Here is a 15,044-nt window from a genome sequence, read left to right as displayed (position 1 = left end):
TGTTTTGCTGACACACATTTCTATCGTCAGAAGGACGCGGGATTTGGGAAATTAGCGTAATTTTATGCTGGTGTTGATTACTGGAGTTTTTTTAGGTACTCCCGATGGCACTCTTCGGCGAACAATAGTTTCTATTTATCTACATTTTACCTATAAATAAGGTTTTTACTGAAATTATAAATAATTAAAACTTATTATTACACTCACAAATTTAGGGGCTAAAACTACGAAAGCTGATATTGCCGCGATCGCCCTTGCCTGACTTAGTTTATACACATTTTGGTCTCCTCCAGATATAATGCAAGCAAGTACTTGCATGAAAAACCATGTCCCAATCTGAGTTACCTGATTCACAGTTTCCGCTTGAAATAGAACAGCCTGTTACTACGGACTCTCATCAGGCTCAACCAACAGATTCTCCATCTGAACCAAAACTGATCTCCATAGCTAATAAAAAGCGGCCTTGGCCTGTAATTTTAGGTGTGGTGCTGTTAATTACAGGTCTTGGTGTTGGTTGGCGTTGGTGGCAAACTAGTCAAGGGAATAATGCACCTGCTGGGGCTGCTGCTGGTCAACCGATGGGAGTTCCTGTGAAATTAGCCACGGTTGAAGATGCAAAAATTCAGGAAACGTCAGAATTAGTTGGGACTTTGGATGCACCACGCTCAGTTACACTCAAGCCAGAAATTGACGGACGCATCACCCAGATTGTATTTCAAGAAGGCGATCGCGTTTCTCAAGGACAAGTAGTGATTCGCTTGCAAAGTGATGATGCTCAAGCGCAGTTACTTCAAGCCAAAGCCTCTCTTGAACAAGCCCAAGCACGTCTGGCAGAACTGAAAGCAGGCACACGCTCAGAAGAAATTGCCCAAGCCAGAGCGCAGCTATCACAAGCCCAAGCACGTTTACGAGATGCTCAAACAGGCTCCAGTCCCGAAGAAATGGCCCAAGCCGAAGCTCAAATAGAATCTGCTAAATCTGACTTAGCACTAGCAAAATCCCGCGCCGAACGCTACAGCAACCTGCAAAAACAAGGCGCAATTTCCGAAGATCAGATGGAAGGCTATTTGAAAGAACAACGCAGCGCCGTCGCCGCCTTAGTAGTAGCACAAAAACGCCTAGAGCAACTCAGCAAAGGTAGACGTTCAGATATTAGTGAATTAGAAGCAGCTGTTGAGCAGCAAAGACAAAACTTAAGACAACTAGAAAACGGCCCTCGTCAAGAAGAAATAGCCCAAGCGCGATCGCAAGTTACCCAAGCCGCAGCTCAAGTCAAAGCCGCCGAAGTACAATTGCAATACACCAACGTCCGCGCTCCCTTTACTGGACTGTTAGGCGATATCCCGGTAAGAGTCGGCGAATTTGTCAGCAAAGCCGATAGCCTCACCACCCTCACCAGAAATGACTCCTTAGAATTAAACATCGCGGTTCCCCTCACCCAAGCCCAGCGAGTGCGCGTCGGTTTACCAGTGCAGATGCTTGATGCTCAAGGACAAGCCACCGCTACAGGTAACATTAGTTTTATTTCACCCAACGCCAATTCTACTTCGCAAACAGTTTTAGCCAAAGCCACCTTTAGAAATGGCAACAGACTACTATTGAACCGTCAGTTAGTCCAAACAAAAATCATTTGGGCTGAACGTCCCGGAATTTTAGTGCCTGTCACAGCAGTATCCCGCCTTGGTGGAGAAGCATTTGTATTTGTGGCGCAAGCACCAGAAAATCCCAAACCCGGAGCGCCATCTTTAGTAGCTTTGCAAAAACCAGTCAAATTAGGAGCTATTGAAGGTAGTAATTACCAAGTCCTAGAAGGACTCCAAGCCGGAGACAAAATTGTAGTTTCTGGCATCCTCAACTTAACCAACGGCGCACCCATCGCTCCTACTCCCTAATTTTTTATGAGTGTAGTTTTTTTAGAATCATGCTTGCTAGGAGATAAGGAAGAAAAGCTGATAACTGCGTTTAAGAAAGTTCTGACTAACCCTTGGATAACAAACCTACACCTATCAGTATTCCTACTCCCTACTCTCTAAAAAGTGTAGGTTTTTAACAGAGTGATGAGTAGCGACTCTAAAAATCAAGATTTAATTAGAGTTCTATCCCCCTTACACCCCTACACCCTAAATCAATGTTTTTGGGACAGAACGTAAAAACCTAAACCTGTCAACTCCCCACTCCCCACTCCCTACTCCCTAATACCTATGTTTGTTGATTTTTTCATCAAGCGACCAGTCTTTGCTACGGTCTGTGCAATCATTATCCTGCTGGTGGGATTAATTAGTATTCCCACACTGCCCATTGCGCGATTTCCCGATATTAGTCCTACACAAATTAACGTTACAGCCAACTACAGTGGAGCCAGTGCCGAAGTTGTCGAAAGCGGTATTACTAATCTCTTAGAAAGACAAATTAATGGTGTTGAAGGTCTAAAATATATGACCTCCAGCAGCAGCAACGACGGTACAAGCAATATTACAATTACTTTCGATGCTTCACGAGATAAAGACTTAGCTGCTGTTGATGTGCAGAATCGTGTTTCCATTGCTGAGGCACAATTGCCAGATGTTGTGCAGCGTACGGGAGTTAGGGTCAGTAAGCAATCTAACAATATTCTCCTGGCAATTGGTTTATATACCGAAAATAAAGAGTATGACAACACTTTTTTGAGCAACTATGCTGACTTGTACATAGCGGATGCACTCAAGCGAGTCAAAGGCGTGGGAGATGTCAGAATTTTTGGTGAACGCCGTTATGCGATGCGCCTGTGGTTAGATCCCAATCGGTTAGCGACACGGGGATTAACCACAGAAGATGTCACCACAGCATTAGCGCAACAAAACTTGCAAATTGGTGCAGGCAGAATTGGTCAAGAACCTGCACCCCAGGGACAACAGTATCAAATTGATGTGCGTGCTGCCAGCCGACTCACAGAACCCGCCGAATTTGAAGAAATTGTGATTAAAACCGAAGATGATGGGACTTTAGTCAAACTCAAAGATGTTGGTCGGGCAGAATTAGGTGCAGAAAATTACAACACATTTTTGCGATTTCGCGCTAAGGATGCTGTCGGCTTGGGTATCTATCAAGTTCCTGGAAGTAATGCCTTAGATGTCGCCAAGGGTGTGAAAGCGGCAATGGCGGAATTGGCTCCGAGTTTTCCACCAGGTATGAAATATCAGGTAGCTTTTGACACAACTTTGTTTGTGGAAGAGTCCTTAGCCGAAGTTGTGAAGACTCTGATTGAAGCTGTAGTGTTGGTTGTGATTGTAATTTTCTTGTTTTTGCAAGACTGGCGAACCACATTGATTCCAGCACTGACGATTCCCTTAGCCTTAGTGGGGACGTTTGCTTTCGTTAAAGTATTTAACTTTTCGATTAATAGTTTGACCTTGTTTGGTTTGACACTGGCATCAGGGATGGTGGTAGATGATGCGATCGTTGTAGTGGAGCAAATTAGCCGATTTATTCAAGATAAAGGCATCAATCCCCGCCGCGCCGCTAGTGAATCAATGGCAGAATTATTTGGGGCTGTAATTGCGACTTCCTTGGTGTTGATGGCGGTGTTTGTTCCAGTGGCGTTTTTTCCAGGAACCACAGGGGCATTATATCGGCAATTTGCCTTAACTATCGCTTTCTCCATTGCCATTTCCACTTTTTTGGCTTTGACACTCACACCTTCATTGTGTGCTTTGCTACTGCGCCAAGGACAAACACCTCCAGGTTGGCTGGGCTGGATTTTTAACCAGATTAACAGATTTTTGGAGTGGGTAAGACAAGGATATCAGCGATCGCTTGGTTTTCTCACACGCATTAAAAGTGTGATTATCGGTCTATTTATCGTTTCTTTGGGGATGACTGCTTGGTTGTATACCAGCGTCCCGACAGCCTTCCTCCCCGACGAAGACCAAGGTTACTTCATCACAATTCTTCAAGGGCCACAAGGAGTATCGCTGCAATACACCAGCGATGTCATGTCCAAAGTTGAACAGGAAATCCTACAACTTCCCGAAGTCGTGGGAACTTTTGCAGTTGGTGGTTTTGGTTTCAGTGGAAGTACTGCCAACAGTGGTATTATCTTTACTACCCTCAAACCTTGGAGTGAACGTGAACGACCAGATCAGACAGTCCAAGCCCTCATCGGTAAACTACAAGGCAAGTTTTTCGCCATTCCCGAAGCCAGAGTCTTTGCTGTCAACCCCCCAGCCATTCAAGGCTTAGGGAACTTTGGCGGTTTTACTTTTCAACTCCAAGACCGCAGAGGTAACGGCGGCTTAGATAACCTAGTGCAATCAATGGGTCAATTGCTTGGTCGTGCCAATCAAACCCCCGGACTGCAACGTGTATTCACCACCTTTGCTGCTAACACACCCCAGCTACTTGTAGAAGTAGAACGAAACAAAGCCAACTCCCTGCAAGTGAATGTAGATGATATCTTTACTACCTTACAAACTGCCTTGGGGTCGCAATATGTCAACGACTTCAACCTCCAGCAGCGCAACTATCGGGTATATGTCCAAGCTGATGAACAGTTTCGTTCTAACCCCCAAGATATCGGTAAACTCTACGTTCGTTCCCGCCGAAACGAAATGATTCCTTTGAGTAATTTAGTAACAATTACTCCCACCACCGGAGCGCAAACCATTAACCACTATAATTTATTCCGCTCCATTGAAATCAACGGTGCCGCCGCACCAGGCTTTAGTTCTGGAGATGCTATCCAAAAAATGGAACAGGTAGCAAAACAAGTTTTACCCCCTGGTTATGGCTATGAGTGGTCAGGTACATCTCTAGAAGAACTCGCTTCTGGCGGTTTAGCTCCTGTGATTTTTGGTTTAGGATTGGTCTTTGTATTCCTAGTATTAGCGGCTCAATATGAAAACTACATCGACCCTTTAATTATTATGCTGTCAGTGCCTTTAGCAATCTTTGGCGCACTGTTAGCCCAATCAATGCGGGGTTTTCCTAACGATGTATATTGTCAAATTGGTTTAGTAATGTTGATTGGTTTGGCAAGTAAAAATGCAATTTTGATTGTGGAATTTGCCAACCAATTGCGAGAACAAGGGCTATCAATTACCAAAGCCGTCATAGAAGCTTCTCAAGAACGGTTGCGTCCAATTTTGATGACAGCTTTTTCCACACTTTTAGGGATTTTTCCCTTGGCTGTAGCCACCGGTGCTGGTGCAGGTAGCCGTCAATCTTTAGGAACAGCCGTGTTTGGTGGAATGTTAATTGCGACATTCTTAAGTTTGTTTGTTGTTCCTATCTTATACATTGTGATTAAGTCACTAACAGAACGATTAATTAAACCACGTCACGAAGAAACAATCTAAATCTAGGGGTGTAGGTGTTCACAACCCTTACACCAATTCACAAAATTACTGATAAAAATCACTTTCTCTGCGCCTCTTTTTTTGTTCGCCGAGCGAAGTCGAGGCGCTACTTTTATATCTATATCACTTTATAAAGTGAAATTGTATTACAACCATTCTTAACAGACAATCTTTCTGCATAAGTTCTGATACCAATTTCCCTAGTCTGATTAACGACTACCAGCAATAACTAGTCGTTCAGGCAAACCACCATCTACCATTAAATCTGATTGTATGTGAGACGCAGACATCCGATTTAATGATGCGTGATTGATCTCAGATGTGGCAGTCAGATTAGTGAGAGTTGTGGCGGTATAGAAGCCAGGCAAAGAGTAACCAAAGGCAATTAATCCAGATGCCAGAGAGGAGGCAATTAACTGAGAGTAGAATTGTGTTGTCATGATATTCTCCTCTGATAAACAATGCTGGCAATACCGCCACAATTGTTAATAGGGAGAAGATTGTCTGAGTATGCACATTATCAATTTTTAGGGTGCATCAGATTTGGAAAATTCCTTGATTTCTTCGGAATCATCGCTGCTGATGCACCCTACAGTTAGTTTGATGATGAAGTTTCAGTCTTGGAATTAAGGTGTAGTCACTTCCGAGGTGTGATTGATTGGTTGGAGTAGATTTGTTTCTGGAACTAATGGTGCTTCAGCTACTTCAGTATCTAATTTTACGCCCTCTGTTGTTAATAAACTTACCCAGTCAGCTTTGAGTGCCGAATCTTGAGGGCTAGAGTAGCGTAACTGTGCCAAAGTATTAAGAGCATCTTGCCAAATGCCAGCATCAGCATAAAGTTTTAAACGTTCTGGCAAAGAAGCGTTGTCTACTTTATTCATCAATTGTGGATTATCAACCCGTTGGATAGTTCCTTGAACCAACTTATCCGAAGAACGGTCTTGAGTATTGCAAATAATTGAAAAATTCCATCGATATTTTTGACCTTTAGCAAGGGTATTATCTGGGAGGCTCACACCAACTACACCTGCATTACCATTGGGTTTGTACTTTTGTTTGTGTACCTCTTGCTCATTGTCATCTTGAACTACTAATTCTACTTCCGGTGCTTTATTTTCCGGGATATAAAAATATAAGGTAGGGTTAGCTACAGTGGTGAGTCCAATATTTGAAATCGGCACAATAGCAGTCAAATTCTGATTCTTCGCAACACAATTTACCCCGCGTGAACCCCCTGGAACTCTTCTACCAGGGCCTTTACCTAAGTCTGGTAAATTAATCTTCACTTCTGCTTGTACGGGTACTAAAGAACTGACAATTGCTAATCCGACAATTGCAGAGATTGTGGTAGACAACAATTTTCGTGATAAAAGGTTGTTCATAGTTATGTACTTCTGGGTTAGAGCTTAAAATTTGTACTTGTTGTTAGGCTGTAATGCTGCTGGTGGAGAAATTAAAGGCTGCTGGACGATTTGTGGATTTAAGCGGATACCTGGTGTCGTTAACAATTCTTGCCAATCAGATGCTATTTCGGGATTTTTAGGAAACAAGTAACGTCTTTGTGCCACAGTTGCCAGGGCATCATGCCAAATACCTGCGGCTGCATACAAAACTGCACGTTCTTGTCGGTTTGCTTGTTGTAATTTTTTGACTAGTTGCAAGTCTGGTAGGACACGTTGCACTACACCAGCTACAACCTTATTTTGAGATTTATCTGTAGGATTACATATTACAGAAAATGTCCATTTGTATTGTTTGTTAACTGCTAACGAATTAATAGGCAACCTTATGCTAATTATGCCAGCTCTGTTATTTGGTTTATATTTCTGTGTGTAAACCTCTTGCTCAGTTTCATTTTGAACAACTAACTCTAACTCTGGTGCAGAAGTTTGGGGAACGTAAAAAAACAAGCTTGGATTGGAAACTGTGGTTAATCCTAGTTGGGATTCAGGAATTAAAGCTGTAAAAGGTATTTTACCTTGTAAACACTGGTCTGTAACTGGTACTGGGTTAGTGTTCTGCGCTGGCGGAATTCTCCTTTCGATACCATTAGGATTACCTCTAACACGACCAGGAGGTGCTACTATTGGTGCTGGCTGTGTTTGAATATCTATATTTCCTGCATTCCCTTCATCTAGGGGTTCATAGGCCCTGGTTCCTGCTGGGATCAATCTCCGTGGACTACCAACCGGAGGAACAAAGATAATTTTTTCGCTTGCTAGTACGGTATTTACTGACAAAATGCCTGTCATACCAACTGTAGTGGCTAAGATTGTTGTCCCGATTTTTTGTAGTTTGAGGGAGATCATCTGTTTAATTTCTGCTATGGGGAAATATTTCTCAATTATTTAACAACAGTTTTGGAGTTTCTTTTGCAGGAATTAAAGGTTTCTGTACTAGTTGTTGATCAAACTCTACTCCTGGTGCTGTTAATAATGCTTCCCAATCCGCTTTGACTTTAAAATCATTTGGCCTTGAGGATCTCAATCTTGCTAAAGTATCAAGAGCGTCGTGCCAAATTCCAGCTTCTGCATAGAGTTGCACACGCTCTTGCAAAGTAGCTTGTGCTAGTTTTTTCATTAGCAAAGGGTTTTCAAAACGTTGGATAGTACCTTGGACAACTTTGCTTAAAGCCGGATTTTCGGGATTACAGATCACCGAGAAATTCCATATATACTTTTGGTTCAGGGCTAAAGTATTTGGTGGTAAATTAATTCCTACTATTCCAGATTTAGTATTGGTTTGATATTTCTGCTGGTAAACTGGTTGCTCATTGTCATTTTCGTTTTGAATCACTAATTCTAGATAAGCAGCAGTATTTTGCGGAATAAAGAAATATAACGTGGGATTGCCGATAGTTGTTAATGCTGTATCGTACTTAGGAATTAAGGCGGTGAGTTTTGGGTTGTTAGCGATGCAACTTCCTCCTCTGGTGGCTGCTGGGACTCGGCGATTTGGCTTGCCTAAAGATGGTGGTAGATTTAATCTCACACGAGCAGCAGACTGGACTGTTCTTTTAGGCTGTCCCAGATTATTTGGCAAAGTTTCTTTTTTTGGCTGGGCTATTGCAATATGAGTAGGAGAGAGAACAGTTAACCCAAAAGTTGCTGTAAGAAATATGAGCCAGATTTTTTGCAACATGGTAACAGGCATCAAAATATACTCCTACTATTGCGGATTTTGCATAAATTCAACTATATTCCCCCAAACCACTCATAACCTTCGTCAATCCAATATCCTTTTCTGCTGCTGAGAGTACTAGTTAATGTGACGCGATTTACCCATTTAGATTGTTTGTAACCCAGTTTGATGGGAGAGGCTAGACGTAAGGGCGCACCGTTTTCTGGTGATAAAGATTGACCATTTTTTTGGTAAGCCAACAAGGTTTGAGGGTGTAGTGTGGAGGCTATATCCCAGCTTTCGTAGTAGGTATCAGCAGATTCAAAGTAGGCGTAACGTACTTGAGATTTTGGTTGGGCTAATTTGATTAAATCACTCAAGCGCACACCACCCCACTGAACGATCGCCGCCCAGCCTTCGACGCATATATGACGAATTACCATTGAGTTAAAGGGCAGTTTTTGAATATCTGCCATACTCAATTGCAGTCGCTGATTAACTTCACCATCAATAATTAGGCGAAATTTGTCGGTGTCAATTTGAGGCGTACCATTAAAGCTATTGATTAACAGTGCGTTTGGTTCGATCGCACTAATGGGAAATTCTGGAACTGGTGTTTGGGGTTTGAGTAATAATTCCCCAACTTTCAGGTTCAGTGGTTCTGTTAATTTACCCACTGGTTCGGAGAGTAAACTTGTACCACAACTACTGAGGAGTAAACCCATACTGGAAACTCCCGATAGTTGCAACAAGCGGCGGCGCGTCAATAGATGGCGCGGTGCTTTAAATTCTTCCATACCACCTCTTTTAAGTAAACATTGATTTAATCAGACGATAGCCCCCAACTTTTTGGGATAGCAGAAAATGACCAATGACAAAGATAATAACTATGGGTACGGTAATAAAGTGAATTACTCTTAAGGTTTGCCAACTGCCAAATAATCCAGATAACCAATGCAGTTGGGCTGGTTTATACATTGCCACACCGGAGGCGATCGCCAGAATTAATACTGGTACAATCCCGGTATAAATTAACCGATGCCAAGCATAGTTTTTCCGTTTGGGATTCTGCCCTTTTTGTAAAACCTGTAAGTCACCTTGGGAAACAAACCGCTTTTCCCACCGCTTTGTTGAAAATATGTAAACGCCATAGACTAATAAGTTCAGCGCAAACAACCACATCGCTGCAAAGTGCCAATTGCGTCCCCCGCCTAACCATCCCCCCAGTAAGAATGTGCGGGGAAATGTCCATCCGCCCCTACCTCCAAACACAGGGTTAGCATTGTAAATTTGCAAGCCACTGCCAATCATCAAGATTAAACTGATGATGTTGAGACCATGAAAGATTTTAGCCGCCAACTCTTGTTTCGGCCCCGCCGGAGGTTTGCTACGTTTACCAGCTTTTGAAGCAGCCATAGAAAATCCTAATTTTTGTATTCAAATCTAAAATGTTTCAGGTGTTCTACTGCCTTATTTTGATTGTTGAAAAATTACTCACTAATACTTATATCAGGTTTATTTCGCAACTTTATGCGTTATTGAGATTAGTAATAAAATGATTACAAAACTATTTATCTATTCCCAATGAATATTGATGACTCAAGGATTAATTTGTTGTCAGATGATTAATTGAAGGCAGCATAACCAAAGGTGGCGTTAAAAGTCCGACACCAAATTACTGCACTAGCAAAATCTGCAACCTTGATATTCTCGGAGATGTCATAGCGTTGACTACCAGAGGTTTTTTGTAAACGCCCCAAACTGACGTACTCTTTTTCAGTGATGCCGTAAATTTTGGGTTGCTGTTGGCGATGTAAAATAACTAACAAGTCTGGGCCGCTATCGGTTTTGAAGTTTTGATCAAATTCTAAAAAGGTTTTACCATTTTCGGTAATGATGCGGGCATTACCTTGAGTAATATGTTCTCCTTTGACAAAGTTACCGGATTTGACAACTGTATTTGGGGTTGCAGTTGTGGAAGTTGTGGTTTCTGTGGTTTGAACGCTTTTTACACCTGGAATTGTAGAATTTTCGGTCGGTTTTGTCTGTACTTGTGTTGTACAACCCATAATCGCTACAGTTGCCAAACTCAAAATTAGTAATTGCCGGTGCATCGCGCCAAAGCCTCCCAATTTTCATCGAAACATGAGCGCAGTTTGTAAGTACTGCGCTCAATTTTTTGTATTTTTTCATGTAGTCATGATTGCAACTTACCATGAAGTTACTATTAACTACACTGAAAGTAGCTGTAAACCCTGAAAATTTAGCAAGTTTTTATAAACTGCCTCGAAAATTTTATTTGCTTGTTAGAGAATTTACAGTGGTAGGCGGGGAAACATGGGAGCTAACCACAGTTGAATCTGTACATCCCAACCCAAGAGAATAGCGATCGCAGATGCGGCTACTAAAACACCACCCACTCTATGTAACATTTCACTGCGCGATCGCAACCCTAGCAAAGATTTGCTGGCATAACGTCCAGCATAAGCGATCGCTAATAACGGTAACGCAGCCCCCACACCAAACGCCAATAAAAGTGCAAATGTCCCAAAAACTTCATGCTTGCTGGCTGCCAAAATTAAAATGCTCCCCAATACAGGCCCAGCACAAGGAGTCCACAATAAACCAAGCTGAGTGCCTAACCAAAACTCTCCGGCTAATCCTACCCCTGTGTTTCTTTTAATTCTGCCTAATTGCAAATAACTCAGCAGCAAATAACTCCACTTGGGAAAGATTGCTAACACACCCATGAACAATAAAATAAATATCCCCACATAGCGCAGAGTATTAGCCAACCCAGCTAACCAACTGCTGGCAATTCCTAGCAAACTCCCGGCTGTGGCAAATCCAGCCACTAAACCCGCTACTAAGGCTACAGGCCCATAACGGTGGGTAGAAAGCGATCGCCCCACTAACACGGGCAAAACCGGTAAAACACAAGGTGACAGTACCGTTAACGCCCCCGCCAAAACTGCTAACCCGGCCGATAGGGAAGTGATTGCCATCTCAACCTATCCTAAAAGCTGACGGATCATTTGTTCTGTATCGGAATAAGCACCTTCACCGATGTGGTCGTAACGAATTACCCCTTGGCGGTCTGCTAAAAACAAATGCGGCCAGTATTCGTTTTTATAAGCATTCCAAGTTTGAAATTCGTTGTCTATTGGCACTGCATAGTTAATTTTGTGCTTTTTCAAAGCTTGTTTGACGTTGTTGACCACTTTTTCATAAGCAAACTCTGGTGTGTGGACACCGACGATTTTCAAGCCTTTATCGGCATATTCTTGATGCCAACGGGTCACGTAAGGCAGGGTACGCTGACAGTTAATGCAAGCAAATGTCCAAAACTGCACTAACACCACACTACCTTTAAGGTCAGCAGTTGTTAAGGGTGAGGAATTGAGCCACTGAGAAATGCCTTGGAATTCTGGGAGCAGTTTTGCATCAGGAGGTAAGGCGGCGGTAGTATTTTGCGCTGGAGTACTAGAGTTAGCAGACGGAGCAACGGTTTTAGGTGTAGAAATAACGCTTTTCTCAGAACATCCAGATGCGATCGCCACTCCACCTGCTCCTATCGCTCCTAACCCCAGATAGGTAAGCAGTCGGCGACGCTTGATGAAATGTCTATCCATAAAGCAATCCTTGTAGTTATGAAGATATAGTTGAATACTTTTTGGTCTCGGATAATTACGGAGATACCGAAACAACTTTTCGGAGAAAAGGGTGCGTTATCTACGCACCCATAAATAGATTAATTGCTTTGGTAATTTTTACCTGTGTTGACAAAGTTTTCCAACTTTAAAATTCAACGTATAAAAAATCACCTACTTTACATCAACGATTTTCCAGAACGGTTACAAAAAGTTTTTCAGCAATGCTTGTATGCACAAGTGGCTTCAGGATACAAACTTCTTAATTTAAAGATGTAAAAACTGTTGTTTTAGTCAATGTATCCTCACCGACGCAAACATTAGGGTGTGCTGGTTGGTGCTGGTTTAGCCCCATCTTCTTTCTTCATAGCGTCGCCATCTTTCTTCATAGCGTCGCCATCTTTCTTCATAGCGTCGCCGTCTTTCTTCATAGCGTCGCCGTCTTTCTTCATAGCGTCACCATCTTTCTTCATAGCGCCGCCTTCGTTCTTCATAGCGTCGCCACCAGTATTAGAAGCAGGAGAAGCCGTAGGTGAACTTGAACCACCTGTATCACTAGCGCCAGAGCAAGCAACTAAGCTACCAACCAATGCAAGACTCGCAATCACACCAACAAATTTTAACTTCATCATCTTTTGGAACCCCTTAAAAGTCTTACTAAATAAATAGACAAGGATCATCCTGTATAATCATACGGATGGAGCCAGATTTTGATAACAAATTAACTTTTTTTTTTAATTACTTTGCAAAAATTAATTTTACTTAACTATCTGACTTCATCTTTTGATTGAGAATTGTCTATTGATTAGTACACTAATATCGTCGGGGATTACGCAAAAAGTCAAGACTTCCAGATATATTGTATGATTTACGCTCCAAGTTTTGGCTGTTGAGAATGGGCGTAAGGGTGCAAGGGTGAAGGGGTTTAAGGGTTTTGAATACTACACCGTTCGACTGATGCTCACAGCAAAGCATTTTTACCCTTCTCTACACCCTGTCCTAAAAACTTAGTTTACGCGATGTGCGACTTATTCTTGAAACCCCTCTCCAAACCTCTCCCCGAAACGGAGAGAGGCTTTGAATCTTGTTCCCCTTCCCTGGTAGGGAAGGGGTTGGGGGTTAGGTTTGAGAGAAAGTCGCACACGGCGTTAGTTTTTCAGTACTCATACTAAGTTGCGTTCAGAAATAGTACTCCTACTCCCTACTCCCTACTCCCTACTCCCTACTCCCTACTCCCTACTCCCTACTCCCAGCCCAAATTACTATCTTTGATTGCAACTTGGTATCAGCAATCTTCCTTCAATCGGGTTTTTGGGAACTACTGCACTCATAGTATCGTCACAGCTACCAACAAAAACCCGATTTTTGGGGTTAAGGGAATTTATAAATCGGTTTTGATTTTGATTTTACCAACGGCTCTACCAACTTTCTCCCATGTTCTCGCTGTTTCTACGTCTTGCCAATTAGTTCTCAAATGTTCGGCTTTCTCGTAACAGACCTGCGAAAGTATACTAAGCACACCAGATAAACTCATATTCTCAATCATTATCTCTATGTCGCTTTTGTCGTACATTTTTACAACTCCGAAGCAAAAATTTTTGAAACAGCTTTGATATAAGTAATCATCTACCAAATTTGGTAGTGATAATACTTGGAATTGCACTATCTCGTCATGCGGCAATGGGATGAATTAAAAATTACACGGGGTATAGGCAAGATATACCTCTGATGGATGGGTGAGTGCTGAGTGCTGAGTGCTGAGTGCTGAGTTCTGAGTAGAAACTTAGTATGCTCAGGTGTTTCAAGAATAAATAACCTCTGCTTCGACTGCGCTCAGTAAACAGGGTGTAGATATCCACAACCCTTACACCCCTAAACTCTTACACCCGACTTCAACAAACATCATCCTTAGCTTGCAGAAGTTGATACTGTCGCCATTTTTCTTGTTGACGGACTCGTTTTTCTTCCGTGAGTTGCTCAAAACAGTAGGGACAAGAAATACCCTCTTCATACTGAGGCGAGGCTTTATCTTTGTCAGAAATTGGATGTCCACAACAAAAGCACAATTCATGGCTACCAATTTCTAAACCATGACTCACAGCTACCCGCTCATCAAAGACAAAGCATTCGCCTTCCCATAAGCTTTCGGTGGCGGGAATTTCTTCTAAGTATTTTAAAATGCCGCCTTTGAGGTGATAAACTTCGCTAAATCCTTGAGCCAGCATAAAAGACGAAGCTTTTTCGCAGCGAATCCCCCCCGTACAAAACAAAGCTACTTTTTTGTGTTGATTTGGGTCGAGGTGATGCTGGACATATTCTGGGAACTCTCGAAAAGATTTTGTGTGGGGGTTCTCCGCGCCTTGAAAAGTTCCAATTCTGACTTCATAATCGTTGCGCGTATCAATTACTGTTACTTCTGGGTCAGAAATTAATTCATTCCATTCGGCTGGAGTGACGTAAATACCTACTTGTTGATTGGGGTCAACTTCTGGCAAACCTAAAGTTACAATTTCCGACTTTAAACGCACCTTCATTCGTTCAAAAGGTGGGTTTTGAGCGTAAGATTCTTTGTATTCTAAATCTGCTAAACGGCGATCGCTACCTAGATAGGCAAAAACAGCATCAATTCCTTGACGCGAACCCGCAATTGTGCCGTTGATACCTTCTGCTGCTAACAAAATTGTCCCTTTAATACCTTGTGCTGAACAGAAAGACAGTAAGGGTTCTTGTTTCTCGGCAAAGTCAGGCAAACTGACAAATTTATAAAATGCTGCAACAATTTGGGTATTTTCTTGGTTCATCCCTTTGGAAATGGAACAATCTTCAGGTACAATATTTTTAATTGTACGGGGGTTTAGCTCAGTTGGTAGAGCGCCTGCTTTGCAAGCAGGATGTCAGCGGTTCGAGTCCGCTAACCTCCATTTTTAATCATCGGTGT

14 protein-coding genes and 1 tRNA gene are annotated in these 15,044 nt (G+C 42.4%); 3 read left to right on the top strand and 12 right to left on the bottom strand.

Going from position 1 to position 15,044, the window contains the following annotated elements; translation table 11 throughout:
* Positions 1 to 326 precede the first annotated feature (326 nt).
* Both H6G79_RS06635 and H6G79_RS06630 read left to right on the top strand, forming a co-directional pair.
* Positions 327 to 1,892 (top strand): efflux RND transporter periplasmic adaptor subunit, encoded by a 1,566-nt coding sequence (locus tag H6G79_RS06635; RefSeq protein ID WP_190590496.1) that lies wholly within the window; start codon positions 327 to 329, stop codon positions 1,890 to 1,892.
* A 309-nt stretch (positions 1,893 to 2,201) separates the two neighbouring features.
* Positions 2,202 to 5,333 (top strand): efflux RND transporter permease subunit, encoded by a 3,132-nt coding sequence (locus H6G79_RS06630; RefSeq protein WP_190590497.1) that lies wholly within the window; start codon positions 2,202 to 2,204, stop codon positions 5,331 to 5,333.
* Positions 5,334 to 5,542: 209 nt separating this feature from the next.
* Here the strand turns inward: H6G79_RS06630 and H6G79_RS06625 are convergent, their stop codons facing one another.
* The 12 genes from H6G79_RS06625 to H6G79_RS06570 all read right to left on the bottom strand — a co-directional run bounded on the left by H6G79_RS06625 (position 5,543) and on the right by H6G79_RS06570 (position 14,907).
* Positions 5,543 to 5,773: a hypothetical protein gene (locus tag H6G79_RS06625; protein ID WP_190590498.1), complete on the bottom strand. Its 231-nt coding sequence runs from the start codon at positions 5,771 to 5,773 to the stop codon at positions 5,543 to 5,545.
* Positions 5,774 to 5,959: 186 nt separating this feature from the next.
* Positions 5,960 to 6,718: a DUF928 domain-containing protein gene (locus H6G79_RS06620; RefSeq protein ID WP_190590499.1), complete on the bottom strand. Its 759-nt coding sequence runs from the start codon at positions 6,716 to 6,718 to the stop codon at positions 5,960 to 5,962.
* 24 nt (positions 6,719 to 6,742) lie between these two features.
* Entirely contained in the window at positions 6,743 to 7,645 is a 903-nt protein-coding gene (locus H6G79_RS06615; RefSeq protein WP_190590500.1) for a DUF928 domain-containing protein, read from the bottom strand.
* Between the two features lie 31 nt (positions 7,646 to 7,676).
* Positions 7,677 to 8,489, bottom strand: coding sequence for a DUF928 domain-containing protein (locus H6G79_RS06610; RefSeq protein ID WP_190590501.1), 813 nt, complete (start codon positions 8,487 to 8,489; stop codon positions 7,677 to 7,679).
* Positions 8,490 to 8,530: 41 nt separating this feature from the next.
* Positions 8,531 to 9,253, bottom strand: a complete 723-nt coding sequence (locus H6G79_RS06605; protein ID WP_190590502.1) for a molybdopterin-dependent oxidoreductase — start codon at positions 9,251 to 9,253, stop codon at positions 8,531 to 8,533.
* A 10-nt stretch (positions 9,254 to 9,263) separates the two neighbouring features.
* Positions 9,264 to 9,872 carry a cytochrome b/b6 domain-containing protein gene (locus H6G79_RS06600; protein WP_190590503.1) on the bottom strand — a complete coding sequence of 203 codons (609 nt, stop codon included), beginning with the start codon at positions 9,870 to 9,872 and terminating at the stop codon, positions 9,264 to 9,266.
* Positions 9,873 to 10,081: 209 nt separating this feature from the next.
* The gene (locus tag H6G79_RS06595; RefSeq protein ID WP_190590504.1) at positions 10,082 to 10,570 is read right to left on the bottom strand and encodes a DM13 domain-containing protein; all 489 of its coding nucleotides are present in this window, start codon (positions 10,568 to 10,570) and stop codon (positions 10,082 to 10,084) included.
* Between the two features lie 201 nt (positions 10,571 to 10,771).
* Positions 10,772 to 11,461, bottom strand: a complete 690-nt coding sequence (locus H6G79_RS06590) for a cytochrome c biogenesis CcdA family protein (RefSeq protein WP_190590505.1) — start codon at positions 11,459 to 11,461, stop codon at positions 10,772 to 10,774.
* A 6-nt stretch (positions 11,462 to 11,467) separates the two neighbouring features.
* Positions 11,468 to 12,088 (bottom strand): thioredoxin family protein, encoded by a 621-nt coding sequence (locus H6G79_RS06585; RefSeq protein ID WP_190590506.1) that lies wholly within the window; start codon positions 12,086 to 12,088, stop codon positions 11,468 to 11,470.
* 338 nt (positions 12,089 to 12,426) lie between these two features.
* The gene (locus H6G79_RS06580; protein WP_242048216.1) at positions 12,427 to 12,738 is read right to left on the bottom strand and encodes a pentapeptide MXKDX repeat protein; all 312 of its coding nucleotides are present in this window, start codon (positions 12,736 to 12,738) and stop codon (positions 12,427 to 12,429) included.
* A gap of 749 nt (positions 12,739 to 13,487) precedes the next feature.
* Positions 13,488 to 13,679 (bottom strand): hypothetical protein, encoded by a 192-nt coding sequence (locus H6G79_RS06575; protein WP_062293044.1) that lies wholly within the window; start codon positions 13,677 to 13,679, stop codon positions 13,488 to 13,490.
* A 319-nt stretch (positions 13,680 to 13,998) separates the two neighbouring features.
* Positions 13,999 to 14,907, bottom strand: a complete 909-nt coding sequence (locus tag H6G79_RS06570) for a rhodanese-related sulfurtransferase (protein ID WP_190590507.1) — start codon at positions 14,905 to 14,907, stop codon at positions 13,999 to 14,001.
* Between the two features lie 47 nt (positions 14,908 to 14,954).
* On the opposite strand from H6G79_RS06570, the gene H6G79_RS06565 reads away from it, so the two are divergent.
* A tRNA-Ala gene (locus tag H6G79_RS06565) sits at positions 14,955 to 15,027 on the top strand.
* Positions 15,028 to 15,044 lie beyond the last annotated feature (17 nt).

Source organism: Anabaena sp. FACHB-83, assembly GCF_014697485.1.
In the GTDB taxonomy this organism is placed as follows: domain Bacteria; phylum Cyanobacteriota; class Cyanobacteriia; order Cyanobacteriales; family Nostocaceae; genus Nostoc_B.
This window is presented reverse-complemented; position numbering and strand designations above follow the sequence as displayed.

Excerpts from the sequence above, each read along its gene's own strand:
- H6G79_RS06635 (WP_190590496.1), top strand. The coding sequence starts at position 327 with ATGTCCCAATCTGAGTTACCTGATTCACAGTTTCCGCTTGAAATAGAA.
- H6G79_RS06630 (WP_190590497.1), top strand. The coding sequence starts at position 2,202 with ATGTTTGTTGATTTTTTCATCAAGCGACCAGTCTTTGCTACGGTCTGT.
- H6G79_RS06625 (WP_190590498.1), bottom strand. The coding sequence starts at position 5,773 with ATGACAACACAATTCTACTCTCAGTTAATTGCCTCCTCTCTGGCATCT.
- H6G79_RS06620 (WP_190590499.1), bottom strand. The coding sequence starts at position 6,718 with ATGAACAACCTTTTATCACGAAAATTGTTGTCTACCACAATCTCTGCA.
- H6G79_RS06615 (WP_190590500.1), bottom strand. The coding sequence starts at position 7,645 with ATGATCTCCCTCAAACTACAAAAAATCGGGACAACAATCTTAGCCACT.
- H6G79_RS06610 (WP_190590501.1), bottom strand. The coding sequence starts at position 8,489 with ATGCCTGTTACCATGTTGCAAAAAATCTGGCTCATATTTCTTACAGCA.
- H6G79_RS06605 (WP_190590502.1), bottom strand. The coding sequence starts at position 9,253 with ATGGAAGAATTTAAAGCACCGCGCCATCTATTGACGCGCCGCCGCTTG.
- H6G79_RS06600 (WP_190590503.1), bottom strand. The coding sequence starts at position 9,872 with ATGGCTGCTTCAAAAGCTGGTAAACGTAGCAAACCTCCGGCGGGGCCG.
- H6G79_RS06595 (WP_190590504.1), bottom strand. The coding sequence starts at position 10,570 with ATGCACCGGCAATTACTAATTTTGAGTTTGGCAACTGTAGCGATTATG.
- H6G79_RS06590 (WP_190590505.1), bottom strand. The coding sequence starts at position 11,461 with ATGGCAATCACTTCCCTATCGGCCGGGTTAGCAGTTTTGGCGGGGGCG.
- H6G79_RS06585 (WP_190590506.1), bottom strand. The coding sequence starts at position 12,088 with ATGGATAGACATTTCATCAAGCGTCGCCGACTGCTTACCTATCTGGGG.
- H6G79_RS06580 (WP_242048216.1), bottom strand. The coding sequence starts at position 12,738 with ATGATGAAGTTAAAATTTGTTGGTGTGATTGCGAGTCTTGCATTGGTT.
- H6G79_RS06575 (WP_062293044.1), bottom strand. The coding sequence starts at position 13,679 with ATGTACGACAAAAGCGACATAGAGATAATGATTGAGAATATGAGTTTA.
- H6G79_RS06570 (WP_190590507.1), bottom strand. The coding sequence starts at position 14,907 with ATGAACCAAGAAAATACCCAAATTGTTGCAGCATTTTATAAATTTGTC.